This is a genomic window from Phaeobacter cretensis, assembly GCF_047372505.1.
Taxonomy (GTDB): domain Bacteria; phylum Pseudomonadota; class Alphaproteobacteria; order Rhodobacterales; family Rhodobacteraceae; genus Phaeobacter; species Phaeobacter cretensis.
In genome coordinates this window covers 1830316-1848616 of the sequence record NZ_JBKBEU010000001.1, presented here as the reverse complement: position 1 = coordinate 1848616, position 18301 = coordinate 1830316, and the positions used below count along the sequence as shown (strand labels likewise).

Annotated in this window: 15 protein-coding genes and 1 pseudogene; 5 read left to right on the top strand and 11 right to left on the bottom strand. The window is 56.3% G+C overall.

Annotated elements, in window-relative coordinates:
• Positions 1-56 precede the first annotated feature (56 nt).
• From ACEWZM_RS08900 to trhO, 5 genes and pseudogenes are all read right to left on the bottom strand, one after another.
• Positions 57-1410, bottom strand: a pseudogene (locus ACEWZM_RS08900) (aminotransferase class III-fold pyridoxal phosphate-dependent enzyme).
• Positions 1407-2003, bottom strand: coding sequence for an IclR family transcriptional regulator domain-containing protein (locus ACEWZM_RS08895; protein ID WP_414006097.1), 597 nt, complete (start codon positions 2001-2003; stop codon positions 1407-1409). The pseudogene ACEWZM_RS08900 and the gene ACEWZM_RS08895 overlap by 4 nt, the downstream one beginning before the upstream one ends.
• Positions 2004-2041: 38 nt before the next feature.
• Positions 2042-3031: a Hint domain-containing protein gene (locus tag ACEWZM_RS08890; RefSeq protein WP_414006096.1), complete on the bottom strand. Its 990-nt coding sequence runs from the start codon at positions 3029-3031 to the stop codon at positions 2042-2044.
• Positions 3032-3035: 4 nt separating this feature from the next.
• Positions 3036-3236, bottom strand: coding sequence for a hypothetical protein (locus ACEWZM_RS08885; RefSeq protein WP_414006095.1), 201 nt, complete (start codon positions 3234-3236; stop codon positions 3036-3038).
• 261 nt (positions 3237-3497) lie between these two features.
• The gene (gene trhO, locus ACEWZM_RS08880) at positions 3498-4412 is read right to left on the bottom strand and encodes an oxygen-dependent tRNA uridine(34) hydroxylase TrhO (RefSeq protein WP_414006094.1); all 915 of its coding nucleotides are present in this window, start codon (positions 4410-4412) and stop codon (positions 3498-3500) included.
• A gap of 122 nt (positions 4413-4534) precedes the next feature.
• Between trhO and pncA the strand changes: the two genes are divergently transcribed.
• From pncA to pncB, 3 genes are all read left to right on the top strand, one after another.
• Entirely contained in the window at positions 4535-5140 is a 606-nt protein-coding gene (gene pncA / locus ACEWZM_RS08875; RefSeq protein ID WP_414006093.1) for a bifunctional nicotinamidase/pyrazinamidase, read from the top strand.
• A 58-nt stretch (positions 5141-5198) separates the two neighbouring features.
• The gene (locus tag ACEWZM_RS08870; protein WP_414006092.1) at positions 5199-7463 is read left to right on the top strand and encodes a hybrid sensor histidine kinase/response regulator; all 2265 of its coding nucleotides are present in this window, start codon (positions 5199-5201) and stop codon (positions 7461-7463) included.
• A 64-nt stretch (positions 7464-7527) separates the two neighbouring features.
• Positions 7528-8817, top strand: coding sequence for a nicotinate phosphoribosyltransferase (pncB, locus tag ACEWZM_RS08865; RefSeq protein WP_414006091.1), 1290 nt, complete (start codon positions 7528-7530; stop codon positions 8815-8817).
• A gap of 134 nt (positions 8818-8951) precedes the next feature.
• On the opposite strand, the gene ACEWZM_RS08860 is transcribed toward pncB, so the two are convergent.
• The 5 genes from ACEWZM_RS08860 to ACEWZM_RS08840 form a co-directional block, all read right to left on the bottom strand.
• The gene (locus ACEWZM_RS08860) at positions 8952-10409 is read right to left on the bottom strand and encodes an aldehyde dehydrogenase family protein (RefSeq protein ID WP_414006090.1); all 1458 of its coding nucleotides are present in this window, start codon (positions 10407-10409) and stop codon (positions 8952-8954) included.
• Positions 10402-10875 carry a GNAT family N-acetyltransferase gene (locus ACEWZM_RS08855; RefSeq protein WP_414006089.1) on the bottom strand — a complete coding sequence of 158 codons (474 nt, stop codon included), beginning with the start codon at positions 10873-10875 and terminating at the stop codon, positions 10402-10404. The genes ACEWZM_RS08860 and ACEWZM_RS08855 overlap by 8 nt, the downstream gene beginning before the upstream one ends.
• The gene (locus tag ACEWZM_RS08850) at positions 10872-12494 is read right to left on the bottom strand and encodes an ABC transporter ATP-binding protein (protein ID WP_414006088.1); all 1623 of its coding nucleotides are present in this window, start codon (positions 12492-12494) and stop codon (positions 10872-10874) included. Before ACEWZM_RS08850 ends, ACEWZM_RS08855 begins: the two co-directional genes overlap by 4 nt.
• On the bottom strand, positions 12491-13306 hold the full coding sequence (locus ACEWZM_RS08845) for an ABC transporter permease (protein ID WP_414006087.1): 816 nt from the start codon (positions 13304-13306) through the stop codon (positions 12491-12493). The genes ACEWZM_RS08850 and ACEWZM_RS08845 overlap by 4 nt, the downstream gene beginning before the upstream one ends.
• Positions 13307-13385: 79 nt before the next feature.
• Entirely contained in the window at positions 13386-14333 is a 948-nt protein-coding gene (locus ACEWZM_RS08840; RefSeq protein ID WP_414006086.1) for an ABC transporter permease, read from the bottom strand.
• Positions 14334-14556: 223 nt separating this feature from the next.
• Here ACEWZM_RS08840 and ACEWZM_RS08835 point away from each other — a divergent pair, with 223 nt between their 5' ends.
• A complete protein-coding gene (locus ACEWZM_RS08835) occupies positions 14557-15720 on the top strand; it encodes an acetoin utilization protein AcuC (protein WP_414006085.1) in 1164 nt (387 codons plus the stop codon).
• An 85-nt stretch (positions 15721-15805) separates the two neighbouring features.
• Here ACEWZM_RS08835 and ACEWZM_RS08830 read toward each other — a convergent pair whose 3' ends face one another.
• Positions 15806-17284 (bottom strand): ABC transporter substrate-binding protein, encoded by a 1479-nt coding sequence (locus ACEWZM_RS08830; RefSeq protein ID WP_414006084.1) that lies wholly within the window; start codon positions 17282-17284, stop codon positions 15806-15808.
• 162 nt (positions 17285-17446) lie between these two features.
• Between ACEWZM_RS08830 and panB the strand changes: the two genes are divergently transcribed.
• Entirely contained in the window at positions 17447-18295 is an 849-nt protein-coding gene (gene panB, locus ACEWZM_RS08825; RefSeq protein WP_414006083.1) for a 3-methyl-2-oxobutanoate hydroxymethyltransferase, read from the top strand.
• Positions 18296-18301: the final 6 nt, after the last annotated feature.

Sequence of the window (18301 nt, the reverse complement as noted above, 5' to 3'; positions counted from 1 at the left end):
ACGTTGTCCTTGCTTTGAAACGCCGCTATGCAACGAAGGTGAAGCATTAAATGCTGTTATACGGCCTCCAACCCAATCCGCAGAGCGTAGAGAAGCGCTCTCGTCTCCGCTTCGGACATGAAAAGCGGTGGCGACAGAATAATATTCGGTCCCGGCACCCGGACCAACGCACCAGCACCGTAACAAGCCTCCTGAATGGTCGTCGCCCGGCGTCCATCAAGCGGCGTACGTTTGTTTCGGTCACTGACCAGTTCAATCGCCGTAATTAACCCGTGACCACCTCGCACGTCACCGATCACATCAAGCTGATCCTTAAGCGCCAGACACCCTTCGTGCAGTTGTTTACCTCATGCAGCGGCGATCTCAACCACCTTCAGGCGTTGCATTTCCGACAGGCACGCAAGGGCCGCAGCCGCACCGACGGGGTGGCCGGAGTAGGTGTACCCCTGTCCAATCTTAGCGTCCGGATTGTCTTCGAAAACCTCTATCATACGCTCGCCCAGCATTACGGCACCAAAGGGAAAGTAACCGTTGGTAATAGCCTTGGCGGTGCACATCATATCGGGCTGAATGCCCTAGAGCCGTGCCCCGGACCATGCGCCGGTACGACCATAGGCCGTGATGACCTCATCAGTTATCAGCAAGATGCCGTTACGATTACAGATCTCTTCGACCATTGGGGCAAATGATTGGTGGGGAGGGATTACACCTCCTGCTCCCAGTATCGGCTCCATAATCATTGCGGCAATGGTACCGGCACCCTGAAATGCGATCTCATCCTCGAGTGCTGCTGCGCAAAGCTGCGCCAGTCGTTCTGGATCGCTTTCATTAAACGGATTGCGATAAATGTAGGGTGCAGGGATATGAAAACAGCCCGGCAACAAGGGCTCATAAGCGGTACGGAAATTCGCATTTCCGTTCACTGATGCGCGACTTATATGGGTGCCGTGATAGCCTTTTTTGAGGCTCAGGAATTTGGTCCGCCCCGCTTCGCCGCGCAGCTTGTGATATTGCCGGGCGAGCCTGAGTGCTGTTTCAACTGAATCAGAGCCACCGGAGGTGAAGAAGGCGCGGGAGAGGCCGTCGGGCTCAAAGAACTTGCTCAGCTCATAAGACAGTTCAATTGCCACGTCGTTCGACGTACCACGGAAGGTCGAGTAATAGGGTAGCTTGTCCAACTGCGCGGTCATTGCATCTTTCACCGGTTGGCAGGAATAGCCCAAATTCACATTCCACATTCCACAGACCGCCAACCCCATCAATGACCCTGTGGCCATCGATGCCGGTAATCGACACACCATCGGCTCCGGTGATGATCTTGGGTGGCTGGTCGATGCTGTCCCGCGGCGAGGTCATAGGATGCCACATCAGGCGGCCGTTTTGTTCTTTGAGGAAGTTTGAGTCTTTCATGATGCGGTATCCGATTCATAGGACGGTGACTGATAGTGCTGCAGTGACGCTTCCCATGCAGCTTCGATATGATGGGGAATATGGCCTCCCCAATTACGGGTGATTTCACGACAGGCACTGACCAGTTGTGTTTTGATCAGCTGCTCCTGGTCCGGCGTTATCCGAGTGGCGACACTGGCGATTATAACAGTTCCGACAAACAAGCAGGCCTGATCGTAGAGCGGAGCAGACAGGCTGTAGATTTCGGCTTCAAAGGAGCAATCGGAGCAAACAAAGCCCGTCGTGCGCGCAGTCCCTACCAGCTCGGTCAACGCCTCGGGTGAGGCGGCGGTGTTCGAGGTAAACTTGTTCAACTGCGTCGCCGCTGAAGCAAACAGTTCATCGGGGCCAAACGCCAGAGCACAAAGCCCCGAAGCGGTGGCATGAAGCGGAAAAGTAGTGATGTCGATAATGGCACGCATGCCATGTCGAGAGGACTCACAAGATGTCAAAGCGTCGAGTGTGGTCCCGAAGAGCACAGAAACATACGCTGTCTCACCAGTGATGTCAGCCAATTGCCGCAGGGGCAGCCGAGTACCTGCCTTACGCGGCACGGTTGCTTCCCTAATCTGTGCCCGCATCGGCCCGACACTTACAGCGGCACTATTGGGCTGCTCTCCAAAATGGGTTTGTTGTTTTTCAAATGCCGAGCCACCAGTTGGCGTTGTTGCTTGCCACTGGGAATATGGCAGGCTGACTGCCGTGCGATCTGAGCAGTCAGCAGGTCTGGAAACAGCAATGTGATCTCTTCATAGGCATCTGGTGTCAGTGCCTTCAGCGCCTCGGTTCCTGTAAACAGGCTCTCCGTCGGAGCGCCCTCAGCATAGATCACCTCATGCTGATCAAACAACAGGTGGAAATACTCAACTGCCGCGGTATCCTGATCGACAAAAATACCCGGTAACTCTGTCAGCCGAACCGCTGCTACCAGAACTTCGGGTTCGCCAAACATGCGTTCGGTAATTTTTGACGTGACCAGCATACGGTGCTGTCGTGACACCAGAAGATCACGCTTAGGGAGGCCATGCCCCAAGGCGCCGGCTGTGATCCGCACGGGTTTTAGCTTGGGGTTTTCCCGCTGATCAGTTGCCGACAACGCCCTCCTCATCACCATGCGCAGCGGCCGATAACTGCCATCTGCGACCAATATGCGATCATTCTTCACAAGTCGTTCGACGGGTACAAGACCCCGCTCCGTCTCGATCAAAGTGCCGCGGACGAAACAGGTGATATCGGAATAATTCCAGCCAGTAGTGTGACTTTGATAGTTGCCAAGTGTGGCACCTACAGTGAATTCGGAACCAGGCCCCGGAACAAAATACCAGTTGCCGCCGGTGTTAAAGAAATAGAACGTTTCGACATGCGAGGTTCCACCAGTATCGGTGAAAGAGACATCAATTGCATATGGAGGTCCGGTAGTCCCGCCGAAGGCTCCGCCATTGATACTGATGGTTTCATTGCCATCCCCGCTGCCTTGATAAGCCGGGTCATTATCATCCAGCGTCGCGGAATAGGATGTGTTGTATAGGGCGTTGTAGCCAGTACCGCTCCATCTGAAGGCTGTGACCGTGTACTGAGGCATGGCGCTAACTCTGCGATCCAGATTGCGTCGTATCGTCCTCGGTCAGTGACTTGAACAAATCGCGCAGACCTGCGGTATTCAGCTTGTATTTTATAGCACCTGAACCGAGCACAGCTTCGACGGACTGCCGCTCGGATTGGAGAACCTCAACACCGTTGCGGCGTTGAAGATCATCGCAGAACGTTTTGTTCTTGTGGGTCGCCATTAAAATTCGGCTCGCTCTTTTGAACAGTTCGCTACTACTTTAGGGCATCAAATAGATTTTAAAAACAAATTTTACGATACCCGCTAAAACGGCAGATAGCCGCGCAACCGAGGAATCGTATGAAAATTGGTCTCAACAGCTTTGTGCGGCCGAGGTTCGCGATGTGAGGTCCGGCGGGGCTATCCATTACAATACTGAGAGTAAAGTGCAGCACGGCTGACGAGCGATGCCTTATCTAAGCCTGTGCTGCAATTGATCTGTTCATCTCAGTGGCAGGTGACCCAGATGATTATCGCCACGCTCCCGGGCCAATCTCATCTGTTTCTGACGTTCACGAAAACGGGCCTTGTCGGCGTCTGAGGTCTCGTTGATGCACAGATGGCAGGATACACCCAGTTCAAAGGCGGGATTAAGTTTGTCCGCTGGCAGGATTGGGCGACGGCAGCCATTGCAAAGCTCGTGCGGGCCTTCCTGCAACCCATGCCCAACGGAAACCCGACTATCAAAGACGAAACATTCGCCCTTCCAGGTGCTGTCTTCCTTGGGCATTTCCTCTAGATAGCGCAGGATGCCGCCCTTAAGGTGATAGACGTCCTCCACGCCCTGACCGATCAGGAAGTTGGTGGATTTTTCACAGCGAATGCCACCGGTGCAGAACATCGCAACACGCTTGTTGTGAAACCGCTCCTTGTTTTCTTCCCACCAGGCAGGAAACTCACGAAAACTCTCTGTCTTCGGGTCAATCGCGCCATCAAAGGTGCCGATAGAAACTTCGTAGTCGTTGCGGGTATCAATCACCACCACATCGTCTGAGTGGATCAGATCATTCCAGTCTTCCGGCTCAACATAGTGCCCGACACGAGCCTTCGGATCGATGTCCGGCTGGCCCATTGTTACGATCTCTTTCTTCAGCCGAACTTTCATTTTGCCGAAGGGTGGCTTGTCGCTCGTGGCTTCTTTCCACTCAAGATCATTGCAGCCGGGCAGGCCACGGATGTACTCCAGCACTGAATCGATCCCTACGCGCGATCCGGAGATAGTGCCGTTGATTCCTTCGTGTGCCAACAGCAAAGAGCCTTTGACAGCCTGCGCCTCGCAGAGCGCCAAAAGCGCAGGCTTAATGGCGGCAGGGTCATCAAAACGGGTAAAGTGGTAGAGAGCAGCAATCGTATACATGGGGGCCGCTCTACACCAAGCAGGCAAGGCGCTGCAAGATCATCGAATGCTACAGACGTCTAGCTTTGTTGACGGGTGTGGTTGTGACGCGTACCCCTGTGATAGCAGATGCGGAGTTGCCCATGACCAAAGCCTTGATAGTTATCGATGTTCAAGTGGATTTTTGTCCCGGGGGTGCATTGGCGGTGCCGGATGGGGATCAGGTCGTGGCACCGATCAACGCGATGATGGGCAAGTATGATGCGGTACTGATGACGCAGGATTGGCATCCCGATGGCCATAGCTCATTTGCGTCGCAATATGCCGACGCGAGCCCCTATGATGTGGTCCAGATGCCTTATGGTGCGCAGGTGTTATGGCCTGACCATTGCGTTATCAACAGCGTCGGCGCTCAGTTTCACTCTGATCTGGACCTGACCGGCGATCTGATCCTGCGCAAGGGGTATAGGCCCGCGATTGACAGCTACTCCGCATTTTTTGAAAATGACCACAGCACAGCAACCGGGTTACATGGATACCTGCAAGAGCGGCGCATCAATGATTTGACACTGGTTGGCCTGGCAACTGATTTTTGTGTAGCCTATTCAGCACTGGATGCAGCGCGGCTCGGTTATGATGTGACAGTTGATCTGACCGCGTGCCGAGCTATCAATCTAAATGGGTCGCTGGACGAGGCACTGACGCGCATGCAAGAAGCCAATGTGCGGCTGGACGGTGCCCTGAGGTAAGATATTAACGAATTGACGATAGAACTAAATTCGTCGTCAGTAAGGACCTTGCAAACAAATGCCGCAAGCCGATGCGCTCAACAATGAGCACTTACAAATCTACCACAGACGATACGGTCAAGCCGGGCTATTCAACCGCTATGCAGACGGGCGGGCGCAGTACTTTGTCTATCGGCTGCTGACCATTAGTGGATTGTCAGGCTTGATTGGCTTGTTGATATCGCCACTGGTCGGTCTTGTGGTTTTGCTCGTCGCAGTTTTCGGTGATGTGCTGGATACGCTCTATCTCAAACGTATGACTCCGCTGCCGGAAGGTACTTCGTTCAAAAGTGTGTCGATGTGGGCCTCGATAACGGCAGCTTTGCAGGCACTATCTCTCGCGTTTTTGGCCTGTGCTCCGTCGATTTTTGCCCACCCTACCGAATCTTTGCATCAGGTGAACGCTACGCCATTGTTCACCACGAGCATTCTTGTGGGAGGGGCGATCAATGCCGCGGTGATCCTACCCTACAATGTTTCCGCTGGTCTTGTTCGTCTTGCGGTCTACGCGCTGACACCATTGGTGATCATAGTGGCCGGAACGTTTCTTGAAGTAGACGGCCGGATGGATGACCTTTTGGTTTTTCAGGTTGCCGGCCTCGGCGTATTTTATCTCAGCATGTTTTTCTTCGTCAGCTTTATCGTAAGTCGCTATCATCGTAGTCGCGAGAATAGGCTTGCGATGGCTCTGCAGCATAAGCAGCTTGCGCAGATCAATGCCAAGTTGCTGGCCCAGAAGCTGCATTCACAGCGTTTGGCGCTGATTGCCGAAAATGCAAATGACAGCGTATTCCTGATGGACGCTGACGGTCTCATCACTTGGGTCAACGATGCCTTTACACGTATCACCGGCTACCAATTTGACGAGGCAATAGGTCAAAATCCCGGTACCCTGCTGAATGCCGATGACACCGATATGGCGGTTGTGCATGCGTTGAAACAGGGACGTGACTCCGGGAAACCATCCCGGATGGAAATCTGCAACCGGCGCAAGGATGGCCAGCGCTTGTGGCTGGAAACCAATCAGGTACCGATGCTGGGTGAAGATGGCACCGTAGAAGCCGTCATTGCTGTCGAACGTGATGTCACAGCATCTAAACAATATGAGCAACAGCTGAAGGATGCCCGGATTGCTGCCGAGGAAGGCGCGCGGGTGAAATCTGAATTCCTCGCCACAATGAGCCATGAAATTCGGACCCCGATGAACGGCTTGATCGGCATGGCTCAGATGCTGGAACGAACAGATCTTGACGAGGACCAGAGTCTTTATGCGGAAACCATTCTAGGCTCGGCTCGCACTCTCCTGTCTTTGATCAATGATGTGTTGGACCTCTCCAAGATGGACGCGGGTGAGGTGATCCTGAGCGAGGTCGACTTTGATCTGCATGCCTGCTTCCGGCAAACCATGCAGCTGTTTGAACCGCAGGCGCAGGAAAAGGGCATCAGTCTGGATCTGGATGTTGAGCCGAATGTGCCGCAGATGATCAACGGGGATGACCAACGATTGCGTCAGGTCCTGCTGAACCTTGTAGGCAATGCGGTGAAGTTCACCGAGACCGGTGGAGTTCGTGTCGCTGTGTCGACCACCCGCGTCGGTGATCGCTTGCGCCTGCGCTTTGCGGTCTCTGATACCGGGATCGGTATTGCCAAGGACAAGCAAGAACAGATTTTCGAACGCTTCTCGCAGGCAGATGCTGAGATCACCCGTCGCTTTGGCGGTACCGGCCTCGGGCTCGCTATTTCCCGCCTCCTTTGCGAGGCGATGGGCGGCGAAATCGGAGTGACCTCAGAGCTTGGCAAGGGCGCGTGTTTTGCCGCCCATTTGCGCATGCAGCCCGCGACGGGCGTGAGTTTGGTTGAGGCCGCTGCCAACGGTCACTATGCGGATCGATCGCTAAAAGGGCTTCGGATACTTGTAGCAGAGGATAACAATATCAATCGTCTGCTGATTGAGAAATATCTTCAGGACGAACCGATAGAGCTGGAATTTGCTGTCGACGGGGCCGAAGCTATGGAAAAGACGCTGGATTTCGATCCGGACATTATTCTGATGGATATGTCGATGCCAGTGATGGATGGGCCGACAGCCACCCGGAATATCCGCGACATGGACATTCGACAGCCTGTGATCGCGGCACTTACTGCGAATGCCTTTGACTCGGATCGCGAGGCTTGTCTGGCGGCGGGAATGGATGACTTCCTCAGCAAGCCGATCAATCGCGAGGATCTGCTTGTGGTCTTGCGAAAGCACAGCAACAGACCGGGCAGTAGCGCCGCAGTTTGATTTCCTTTGATCCTGGCTCTGGCCTGTTTTATCAACCATTGAAACACGATGGATGAGGCCGCCTGTGGACATTGCAACCCGCGTCTATAACCACAAGTGGAAGATTGATCCGATTGTTCGATCGTTGATCGATACGGACTTCTATAAGCTGCTAATGTGCCAATCGGTATTTCGCAATAACCGCGATACCAATGTGCGGTTCTCGCTGATCAATCGTTCCAAACATATTCCGCTGGCCGATCTCATCGACGAAGGAGAGCTGCGTGAGCAATTGGATCATATACGATCCCTGTCGCTGTCCCGTGGCGAAAGCACATGGCTACGTGGCAATACCTTCTATGGCAAACGCCAGATGTTCCGTCCGGATTTCATGGAATGGTTCGAAGGGCTGCGTCTGCCGCCCTATGAGCTGGAACGCAAGGGCGACCAATATGAATTGACGTTTGAGGGCAAATGGCCGGAGGTCATGCTTTGGGAAATCCCCGCCCTTGCGGTGTTGATGGAACTGCGAAGCCGGGCGGTTATCAACAGCATGGGGCGTTTCGAACTGCAGGTGCTTTATGCTCGCGCCATGACCCGCGTCTGGGAGAAAATCGAACAGCTGCGTGGAATCGATGGGCTCAGCATAGCCGATTTTGGCACCCGGCGGCGCCATGGTTTTCTTTGGCAGGACTGGTGTGTGCAGGCGATGATGGAGGGCTTAGGTGACAAGTTTACCGGCACCTCGAATTGTCTGATAGCCATGCGCCGTGAGGTGGAGGCAATTGGCACCAACGCGCATGAATTGCCGATGGTGTATTCGGCACTTGCACAGAATGACGCGGCACTGGCGCGGGCACCTTACGATGTGCTGTCGGATTGGCACGACGAACACGAGGGTAACCTGCGTATTATTCTGCCCGATACCTATGGCACAGATGGATTCCTGAACGACGCCCCGGACTGGCTGGCGGGATGGACCGGCATTCGCATCGACAGTGGTGATCCTGCTACCGGTGCAGAAACTGCGATCCGCTGGTGGCAGGAACGCGGCGAGAACCCTCAGGATAAACGGGTGATATTCTCCGATGGTTTGGACGTCGATAAGATAAAGCAGCTGCATGCGCAGTTCTCAGGTCGGACCAAGGTCTCTTTTGGCTGGGGCACGCTTCTTACCAATGATTTCCGAGGGCTGGTGCCGAATGATGCGCTTGCGCCATTTTCGCTGGTCTGCAAGGCGGTCGCAGCCAATGGAAACCCCACGGTTAAACTCTCTGATAACCCGGAAAAGGCAATGGGCCCTCAGGAGGAAATCGATCGCTACAAACGGGTATTTGGGGTTGGCGAACAGGACAGACAAGTGGTCATCGTCTAGTAAGACTTCGCCCATTTTGGGGCCGCTTAGGCAGATTTTCCCACAAGTTGCGGCAACAGATCTGTCTCATTGTTTCGCGTGCGAAACAATGAGTAAGTCACCTTGACCTATAGTTGCACAGGCATCCGTCCAGCTTAGCCGTGATAGGCAGCGACCGTTTTCAGTTGCGAAAAGCCATAAAGCGCCTCGAAACCTTTTTCGCGACCATGACCAGATTTCCCAATTCCGCCAAACGGCAGCTCAACCCCACCGCCGGCCCCATAATTGTTCAGGAACACTTGCCCGGCATGCAACCGTTTCGCCAACCGCATCTGCCGTGCGCCGTCGCGCGTCCACAGCCCGGCCACGAGGCCATAATCGGTTCCATTTGCGATGGTTACGGCCTCCTCTTCGCTGTCAAAGAGGATCAGAACCTGCACCGGCCCAAAGATCTCTTCCTGCGCCAGCGGGTGATCGGGGGCGACATCTGCAAATAGCGTCGGACGTACATAGGCACCTGTGTTTGGTGCATCCTCTGCCAGATAACCTTCGGCGGCGATGGTCAAATCCCGACCTTTGGCCAGATAGCCCTCGACGATAGCTTTCTGCCTGAGTGAGATCAACGGCCCCAGACGCAGGTCTGAAAGTGCAGGTCCGACGCTTAGTTCCCTGTAGGCGGCAGACATCGCGTCGCGAACCTCATTGTAGACGCCGCGCTGCACCAGAATGCGCGAGGCGGCAGAGCATGTCTGGCCCGCGTTCTGGATGCCGGCATTAACAAGAAATGGCAGAGCTGCAGTAACATCTGCGTCGTCAAAAACGATTTGTGGGGATTTGCCACCCAGCTCCAATGTGACCGGCACAACATTTCGGCCAGCGGCTTGTTGCACCAATGCGCCAGTAGCCACGGATCCGGTGAAGGAGATATGATCGACCCCCGGATGCCCTGCCAGCGCTGCGCCTGCCTCAGCACCTATACCTGGAACGACATTGAGCGCGCCTGCAGGCAATCCGGCCTCTACCGCGATATTGGCAAAGGCCAATGCCGTCAGGCAGGCCTCTTCGGCGGGTTTCAGAACGCAGGCATTCCCCATCGCCAGCGCTGCACCAACCGATCGACCAATGATCTGCATGGGGTAGTTCCATGGCACGATATGTCCGGTCACCCCGTGCGGTTCGCGCAGGCTGTAGACGGTGTATCCTGCCTGATAAGGGATGGTTTCGCCGTGCAGTTTGTCTGCAGCGCCACCATAGAATTCCAGATATCGCGCCAGCGCCACCACATCGGCCCGCGCCTGCGTCAGCGGTTTGCCAACATCCATCGCTTCCAGTCTTGCAAGAGCGTCACAGCGATCCAGCACCAACGCGCCCATGCGTGTCAGCAGTCGGCCGCGATCAGTTGCCGTCATTGCCCCCCAAGGCCCGTCCAATGCAATGCGCGCCGCATCGACCGCCGCGTCGATGTCTGTCGCCGTACCGCGCGCTATCTGGCAGAGCGCAGTTCCGTCAGATGGGTTTACAAGCGGCAAGGTCTGGCCATCCGCGGCAGATTGAAAGCTACCGTCAATCAGGCAGAGCGCGGGATCAAACCAAAGCAGGTCGGCGTCAATCATCTTGATCTCCTGAGATATAAAAACTGTAGCTCTTGGCTTGGTGTGCCGTGAATGGTGCGCCTTCGCGCAGCTGTTCCACCCCGCGCAATGCGCTCAGACAGGTACCCCAGAATGCGACTGCATGGGGGGATTGGGCAGAGATCCCCATGCGCCAATAGCCGGGGAACTCAGCGAAGATCAGCTTGGCGGCGGCATGGCCCAGCCCTTGGCGTCGGTGCAAGGTGTCGATCGCAAACTCTGACAGTTCACGCCGGTCGTCAGGAAGGTTCAACACAATCGCAAATCCGACGCGATCGTCATCCTGGCGGATCCAGAAGGCGGTGACATCCTTGCGATGCAGCATTTGGCCTGCTCGCTCACTGGGGTCAATCCGCAGATCCGGAGCTGTCTCGGAATAGTACTTGGCCAGCGTTGCAGCCAGTCTGGCGCGTTCGCGGGGCAAAATCAGGGTGAGGCGAAAACTCATGCTGCGCCCCTGCCAATCTCCGGCAGCACGGGCGCTGCCGCAATAAGCGCCTGCGTATAAGGGTGCTGCGGGTTTGTGAACAGATCCTCGGTTCTGCCCTCTTCAGCGATCTGGCCATTTTGCATGACCAGACAGCGGTCGGTCATACTGCGGACCACGTGCAGGTCATGGCTGATGAATAGGTAACTGAGACCGTAGCTGGCGCAAAGCTCTGCCAGCAGATCAAGGATCTGTGCCCGAACCGAAACATCAAGAGCAGAGACCGCTTCATCAAACAAGATCAGCTGGGGCCGGGTGATCAACGCGCGTGCAATGGCAATGCGCTGGCGTTGCCCGCCGGAGAACTGATGGATATAGCGACCAGCGTCATCCGGGTTCAGACCCACTGCAGTCAGTGCCTCTGCAATACGATAATCGCGGTCTTGCCCGGTGGGAGCGTCAGGAACCCGATGGAAGGGTTCAGTGATCAAGCGGCCAACGCGATGGCGTGGGTTGAAGCTGCCAAACGGGTCCTGGAACACCACCTGCATCTTGCGGCGCTGTTCTGTCGATAGCCCTTTGTTTGATAGCGGCGTGTCCTCCAGCAGGATTTGCCCGCCTTGCAGCGGCTCTAACCCTAGAATGGCGCGGGTTAGTGTGGATTTACCGCAACCAGATTCTCCGACCAACCCCAGCCGTTCACCGTGGTGAAGGGAGAAACTAACGTGATCGACTGCGCGCATTTTGTCCGGCGAGGCAAACAGACGTTTACGTGGCAAAGGGTAGTCGCGCACAGCCTCTCGCACCTCCAACAGAGGGGCGCGTTTGGCTTCTGTCGCCGCGCTATCATCGGTCTGGGTTGCGGGCAGCTCAACCTGATGGTTCGATGCGGCAAATAGTTTTTGCGTATAGGGATGGCGCCGATTGGCCAGCAGCTGCGCTGTGGTGCCTGTTTCGACCACCTCTCCCTTACGCATGACCACGATGTGATCTGCCATATCTGCCACAACAGCGAGATCATGGGTAATCATGACCATTCCCATTCCATAGTCGTGTACCAGATCGCGCAACAGGTCCAGAATCTGCGCCTGTGTTGTCACATCCAGCGCTGTTGTCGGTTCATCTGCAATGAGCAGATCGGGTCGCAGAGCGATGGCCATAGCGATGACCACCCGTTGCCTTTGCCCGCCTGAAAGTTCATGCGGATACCGGCTGAGCGGGAAGCGATCTGCAGTCAGACCAACGCGGTTGAGAAGAGTGCGGGCCTCTGCTTCGGCTTCGGCGCGAGAGGCATCGCTGTGCAGCAGGATTGTTTCCATCACCTGATCGCCGATGCTCTGCACCGGGTTCAGCGCGGTCATCGGTTCCTGAAACACCATGCCGACTGTCCGGCCGCGCAGGCCGCACATCTCTGCTTCGTTCTGGGCAAGGATGTCGGTGCCATTCAGGGTGAGATGTCCGCGTAGAGTAGTGCATGCTGGCAGCAGCCGAAGGATCGCCAGAGCAGTCATGGATTTGCCAGACCCGCTTTCGCCCGTGATGGCGGTGATTTTTCCCGGCTCTACCGAGAGAGAGACATCCCGCAGGATTGGAAATGCGCCGATAGAAAGCGACAGGTTGGTGATCTCCAGAAGAGTCATGCGCGGCCCTTCTGCAATTTGGGATCCAGCCAGTCGCGCAACCCGTCACCCATCAGATTCAATCCGAGTACGGTAAGGATAATGGCGCAGCCGGGCACGAGAGCCATATGCGGTGCAAGGCTCACCATGGTTTGTGCATCCGCCAACATCCGCCCCCAACTAGGCACCGGTGGTTGCGCGCCCAGCCCGACGTAGCTGAGACCTGCTTCGGCCAGAATACCAAGAGAGAACTGGATTGTTCCCTGCACGATCAGCAGGTTCGCAAGATTGGGCAGGATATGTTCAGCCGAAATGCGAGCGGCCCCTTTGCCTGCGACGCGGGCTGCGAGAATGAACTCACGCTGCCACAGTGACAGGGCGGCGCCGCGGGTGACGCGCGCAAACACGGGGATATTGAAGATACCAATTGCGATGATGGCATTGATCGCGCCAGCGCCCAGAATGGCGGTGATCAGGATTGCAATCACCAGCGAAGGGAAGGCAAAGACCAGGTCATTGGCGCGCATGATTCCCTCATCCAGCCATGAACCACGCTTTGCCGCTGCAGCAAGGCCCAGTGGCACCCCCAACCCCATACCAATGCCAACCGCCACCAAAGCCACCGCGATAGAGGTGCGCGCACCGACCATGATCATTGAGAGAATGTCGCGGCCAAAATGATCGGTTCCCAGCAAATGCAGCGCATTGGGTGATTGCAGTTTGGCAGGAATGTTCATCGCCGTGTGATCATAGGGCGTCCAAACATAGGAGACGATGGCAGCCAGAAGCACCAGTGCCGAGAGAAGACCACCAAGAAACAGGCTGCGGGTCATGGGTGTGATCCTATCTTCGAGAGGCGCGTGCGTCCGACATTGGGTGGCTGTGCTGGGCGAGGGAGGCCAGCTGCAAGTCTCATCCCCGACCTCTCAGTCTGGGATCGACCAGCGCGTATGTCAGATCAACCAGAAAATTCACCATGATCACGGCAAAGACCAGCAGCATCACGACGCTTTCCACCACGATCAGATCACGGGCAGAGATGGCCTGAAACACCAACCGCCCCAGACCGGGCAGATAGAAAACCTGTTCAATGATAATTGCACCTGCCAGCAGAAACGAAAACTGCAGGCCAATAATGGTCAGCACAGGGATCAGTGCATTTCGAAGCCCATGACGCCACAGGGCCTGACGGTGGCTCAGACCCTTGGCGCGGGCGGTGCGAATGAAATCTTCGCCAAGAATATCCAGTAGTGCCGAGCGCATGACACGGGCGAGAATAGCAGCCTGGGGCAAGGCCAATGCAATCGCAGGTAAGGTGAGAGAATGCAGCGCGACCAGTGGCCCGGCCCCCCAGCCAACAAAACCGCCGGCGCTGAACCAGCGCAGGTTGATCGCAAAGACCAGCACCAGCATCATCGCGAACCAGAAATTCGGCACCGCCACGCCCAGTTGGGTCGCGCCCATGACGGCTATATCGCCGGTCTTGCCCCTTCGGGCGGCAGCGTAGATGCCAGCGGGAAGGGCGATCAGGGTGGAAAGCGTCAGCGCATAAAGCGCCAGCGGAACCGAGACCCAGAGGCGATCGGAAATCATCTGTGCGACCGGCGTGCGGTAGGTGTAGGAGGTGCCGAAATCGCCCTGCATCATGCCGAAGAACCAGCTGAGGTAGCGGGCAAACTTCGACTGGTCGAGGCCCAGTTCGCTGCGCAGGGCGGCGATGGTATCGGGCTGGGCATTGATCCCCAGCATAAATGACGCCGGATCGCCGGGCGCAATTTCGATCACGAAAAAGATCACCCAGGAGGCAATCACAAGGCTGATGATCAGCGATAGCAGGCGTTTGGCAATATAGCGTCCCATTTGCGGCAGGTTAGGGCTGCGCTGAGCGCGGGTCTAGAGGGGCAGAGGTTCCATCGGATGAAATCGTCAAAAACATTTGTTTTCCAGTTGGGTAGCAGACGCGCTATAGGCGAAGATGTGCGGCCTGCGCGCAGCCGGAACGGGCACCGCGATTGCGGGGTTTGGCGTGGCGGCGTTCCGGGTTATCTCTGGGCGCATGGCACAGATATAGGCTCTGACAGTTTTGCACAATTCCACGCTCCCTACATCCAAATCTAACTCTGATGTGCTGGCGGTGCCGGTTTTCATCGGGTCCGAGATCTATCGTGGGTCAAGCTACGGACTAGCGCATCCTTTGCGGGTGCCTCGGGTTTCTACTGTGATGGATCTGACGCGGGCCTTAGGTTGGCTGCCATCGTCGCAGTTTCAACTTTCCCCCCGTGCGAAACCGGCAGCGCTAGAACTGTGGCATAGCCGGGACTACATCGCAGCGTTGCAGGCCGCAGAACATGCGCAGAAGGTCAGCGCCGAGGTAAAGGCGCGGCATCATATAGGGACGATTTCCAACCCGGTCTTTCCCGAGATCTTTCGCAGACCTGCAACGGCGGCGGGTGGGTCTCTCCTTGCTGGGGAGCGATTGGCCGATGGGGGCGTGATCTACAATCCGGCAGGCGGTACGCATCACGGGATGCCGGATCGCGCCAATGGGTTTTGTTATCTCAATGACCCGGTTCTGGCGATGTTATCCCTGCGCCACAACGGGGTGCAGCGTATCGCCTATGTCGACATAGATGCGCATCATCCCGATGGGGTCGAGCATGGTTTTGCGGGTGACGAGCAGGTCCTGATGATCTCCACCCATGAGGAGAATCTTTGGCCAAAGACGGGAACGCTGGCAGATGATGGCGAAGGCAGTGCATTAAACCTGCCGGTGCCACGCGGCTTTAATGACAGCGAGATGGGCTATGTGTTGGAGGAGCTGATCCTGCCGGCGCTTGCGGATTTTCGGCCCGAAGCCATCGTATTGCAATGTGGGGCCGATGCCGTGACCGAAGATCCGCTGGCGCATCTGGACCTGTCGAATAATGCGCATTGGACGGTGGTTGCAGCGCTTAAAGATATGTCGCCACGCTATCTGGTGTTGGGTGGTGGTGGGTATAATCCCTGGTCTGTCGGACGCTTGTGGTGTGGTGTCTGGGCGACGCTGAACGGGCATGAAATTCCGGATTATCTGCCGGAGGTTGCAGAGAATTTATTGCGCAGGCTGGAATTCAAGGGCCATCGTCTGGGGCGAAACCCGCCAGATCATTGGTTCACGACCCTGCGCGATACACCGCGGCCAGGCCCGGTGCGGGATCAAATCCGCGAGAGTGTCAGGATCTTACGCCGCAGGCGCGGGTTGTCCTGACCCTGTCACGAAAGGACCTGCCGAAACTGCTACAACGCTCCATTAGGTGCGTTGTAGGCAGGCTCTAACATTGACGAAAACCGGGCTATTTGGCCCAGCTTACCGCTGTCAGGTCAGCCGCCTGAGTTGGAGCATTAGCCCAAAGCCCTTGCAAATCCGCCTTTGCTACGCTGAGCGAGGCCAGCTGGAACAGGTAGCCATTGACGTAGTCTTTGGCGATTATGTCCTGGGCCTCTTGCAGCATTTTCATGCGGGTGTCGGGGTCTGTGGTGCCCGATAGGTCAGTCATGAGCTGTTGGAAGGCTGCGTTGTCATACTGGAAGTAATAATCGGGGCGTGCATAGATGCCGATGTCCATCGGCTCTGTATGGCTGACGATTGACAGGCCAAAACTCTTGCCCCGAAAGACCGTTTCCAGCCATTGCGCCCATTCAACATTGATGATCTCGGCAGTGATGCCAACCTGAGCCAGTTGCGCGGCGATGATTTCGCCACCGCGTCGTGCGTAGGAGGGCGGAGGCAGGTGCAATGTAGTGGTAAACCCGTCGGCTAGCCCGGCTTCTGCCAGCAATGCGCGGGATTTTTCCGGATCATAGGCGCTGATCCCGGTCAGATCGACATAGGCTGGGTTGTGAGGAGCGAAATGGCTACCGATAGGGGTGCCATAACCGAACATCGCACCATCAACGATCGCCTGACGGTCGATTGCGTGGGCCACAGCGGCGCGGACTTTGGGATCATCGAACGGGGCCTGCTTGTTGTTGATTGAAAGGATCGTTTCCCCTTCGGTAGAGCCTACGAGAACTTGAAACCGGGGATCGGCCTCAAACTGAGGCAGGTTTTCCGGTGCCGGGAAGTTGGCGAACGCGTCGATATCTTCTGCCATCATGGCGGCGAAAGCCGCGGTCGGATCGGAGATGAATTTGAATGTGGCAGAGCCCAACTTGGCAGGTGTGCCCCAGTAATCAGGGTTGCGCGCGAGATCAATCCGGTCGCCCTGGACCCAACCATCAAACGTAAATGCACCGGTGCCGACGGGCGTCGTTTTGATCGCCTCGATGCTCTCTGGCGCGACGATGACGGCATCCCCCCAAGCGAGGTTGAACAGCATCATGCCGTTGGCTTGTGACAGGGAGATCTGCACGGTGGTCGGATCGACCACTTCGACGCTTGCGATATCGGCGAACAGGGCCTTTTGCGCATTGGTGCTGTCTTCGGCGCGGGCTCGATCAAGGCTGAACTTCACATCTTCGGCGTCCATCGCGGTGCCGTCATGAAAGCGGACATCCTTGTGCAGGCGGAAGGTATAGATCAGCCCGTCTGCGGAGATTTCCCAGCTTTCGGCTAGGCCGGGCACGACAGAACCATCGCTTGTAAACCGGGTTAGCCCCTCGAATACGTTTGCATAAAGCACCTGGTCAATAGCGCCAGCGGCGGCGCTGGTTGGATCCAGATGTGGCGGTTCCAGTTGCAGGGCAATGGTGACGTTGTCGCGTGCAGACACGCCGCCGGCCAGAATTGCCAGCGCAGAACTAGCGGCAAACAGGAATGAAAGTCGTGGCATCGGTGGTCTCTCCCTCTGGGTGACAGCCGCTGTAGTCGGGCTTTGGAGTGAAGTGTTCTCCATTTTCCCTCAGGTAATCAAGGGCAGCGGGACATTTCGCCCCCTAGAAGCGCGCGGCGTAAATTGCTAGCGGTGCGCAATGCGAACGTAGAGGACATCAGGATGAGTGCGACAGCCCGCAAGACGGCCCCGAATGCAGAGGATATCCGCGCCCGTAAGGGAGGTACGCCGCTGGTCAGCCTGACGGCCTATACCACACCAATGGCGCAGTTCATGGACGGGCATTGTGATTTCGTGCTGGTTGGCGACAGCGTTGGTATGGTGCTGCATGGCTTGCCTTCGACCCTTGGCGTGACAATGGAGATGATGATCCTGCACGGTCAGGCGGTTGCGCGGGGATTGAGCCAGTCAATGCTGGTGATCGACATGCCTTTTGCCAGCTATGAGGAAGGCCCGCAGCAAGCCTTTCGCAATGCTGCACGGCTCATGGCTGCGACCGGTGCTGCGGCAGTCAAATTGGAGGGCGGAGTTGAGATGGCTGAGACCATCCACTTTTTGGTCAAGCGTGGCATTCCTGTTATGGCGCATATCGGTTTGACGCCGCAGTCGATCAATACATTGGGCGGTTACAAAGTGCAGGGGCGCGACGCCGCCGGCGAAGCGGTATTGACCGACGCACATGCGGTTGCCGACGCGGGGGCGTTTTCTGTTGTTCTTGAAAAGGTGCCACAGGGTTTGGCGGATCGAGTCACCGCAGAGGTCGCAATTCCCACCATCGGAATCGGGGCCAGTGCGGGGTGTGACGGACAAATCCTTGTGGTGGATGACATGTTGGGTTTTTTCACCGCCTTTAAACCAAAGTTTGTGAAACGTTATGCGGATCTGGGCCCCTTGGCAGAGGCTGCGATTTCCGAGTATGCCGCGGAGGTGCGCGCCAGAAGTTTTCCGGCGTCTGAACATGTGTTTGCAGATCAGGCTCCGGTAAAACCCGCGGCCCCGCAAAAGGACTGATACCGA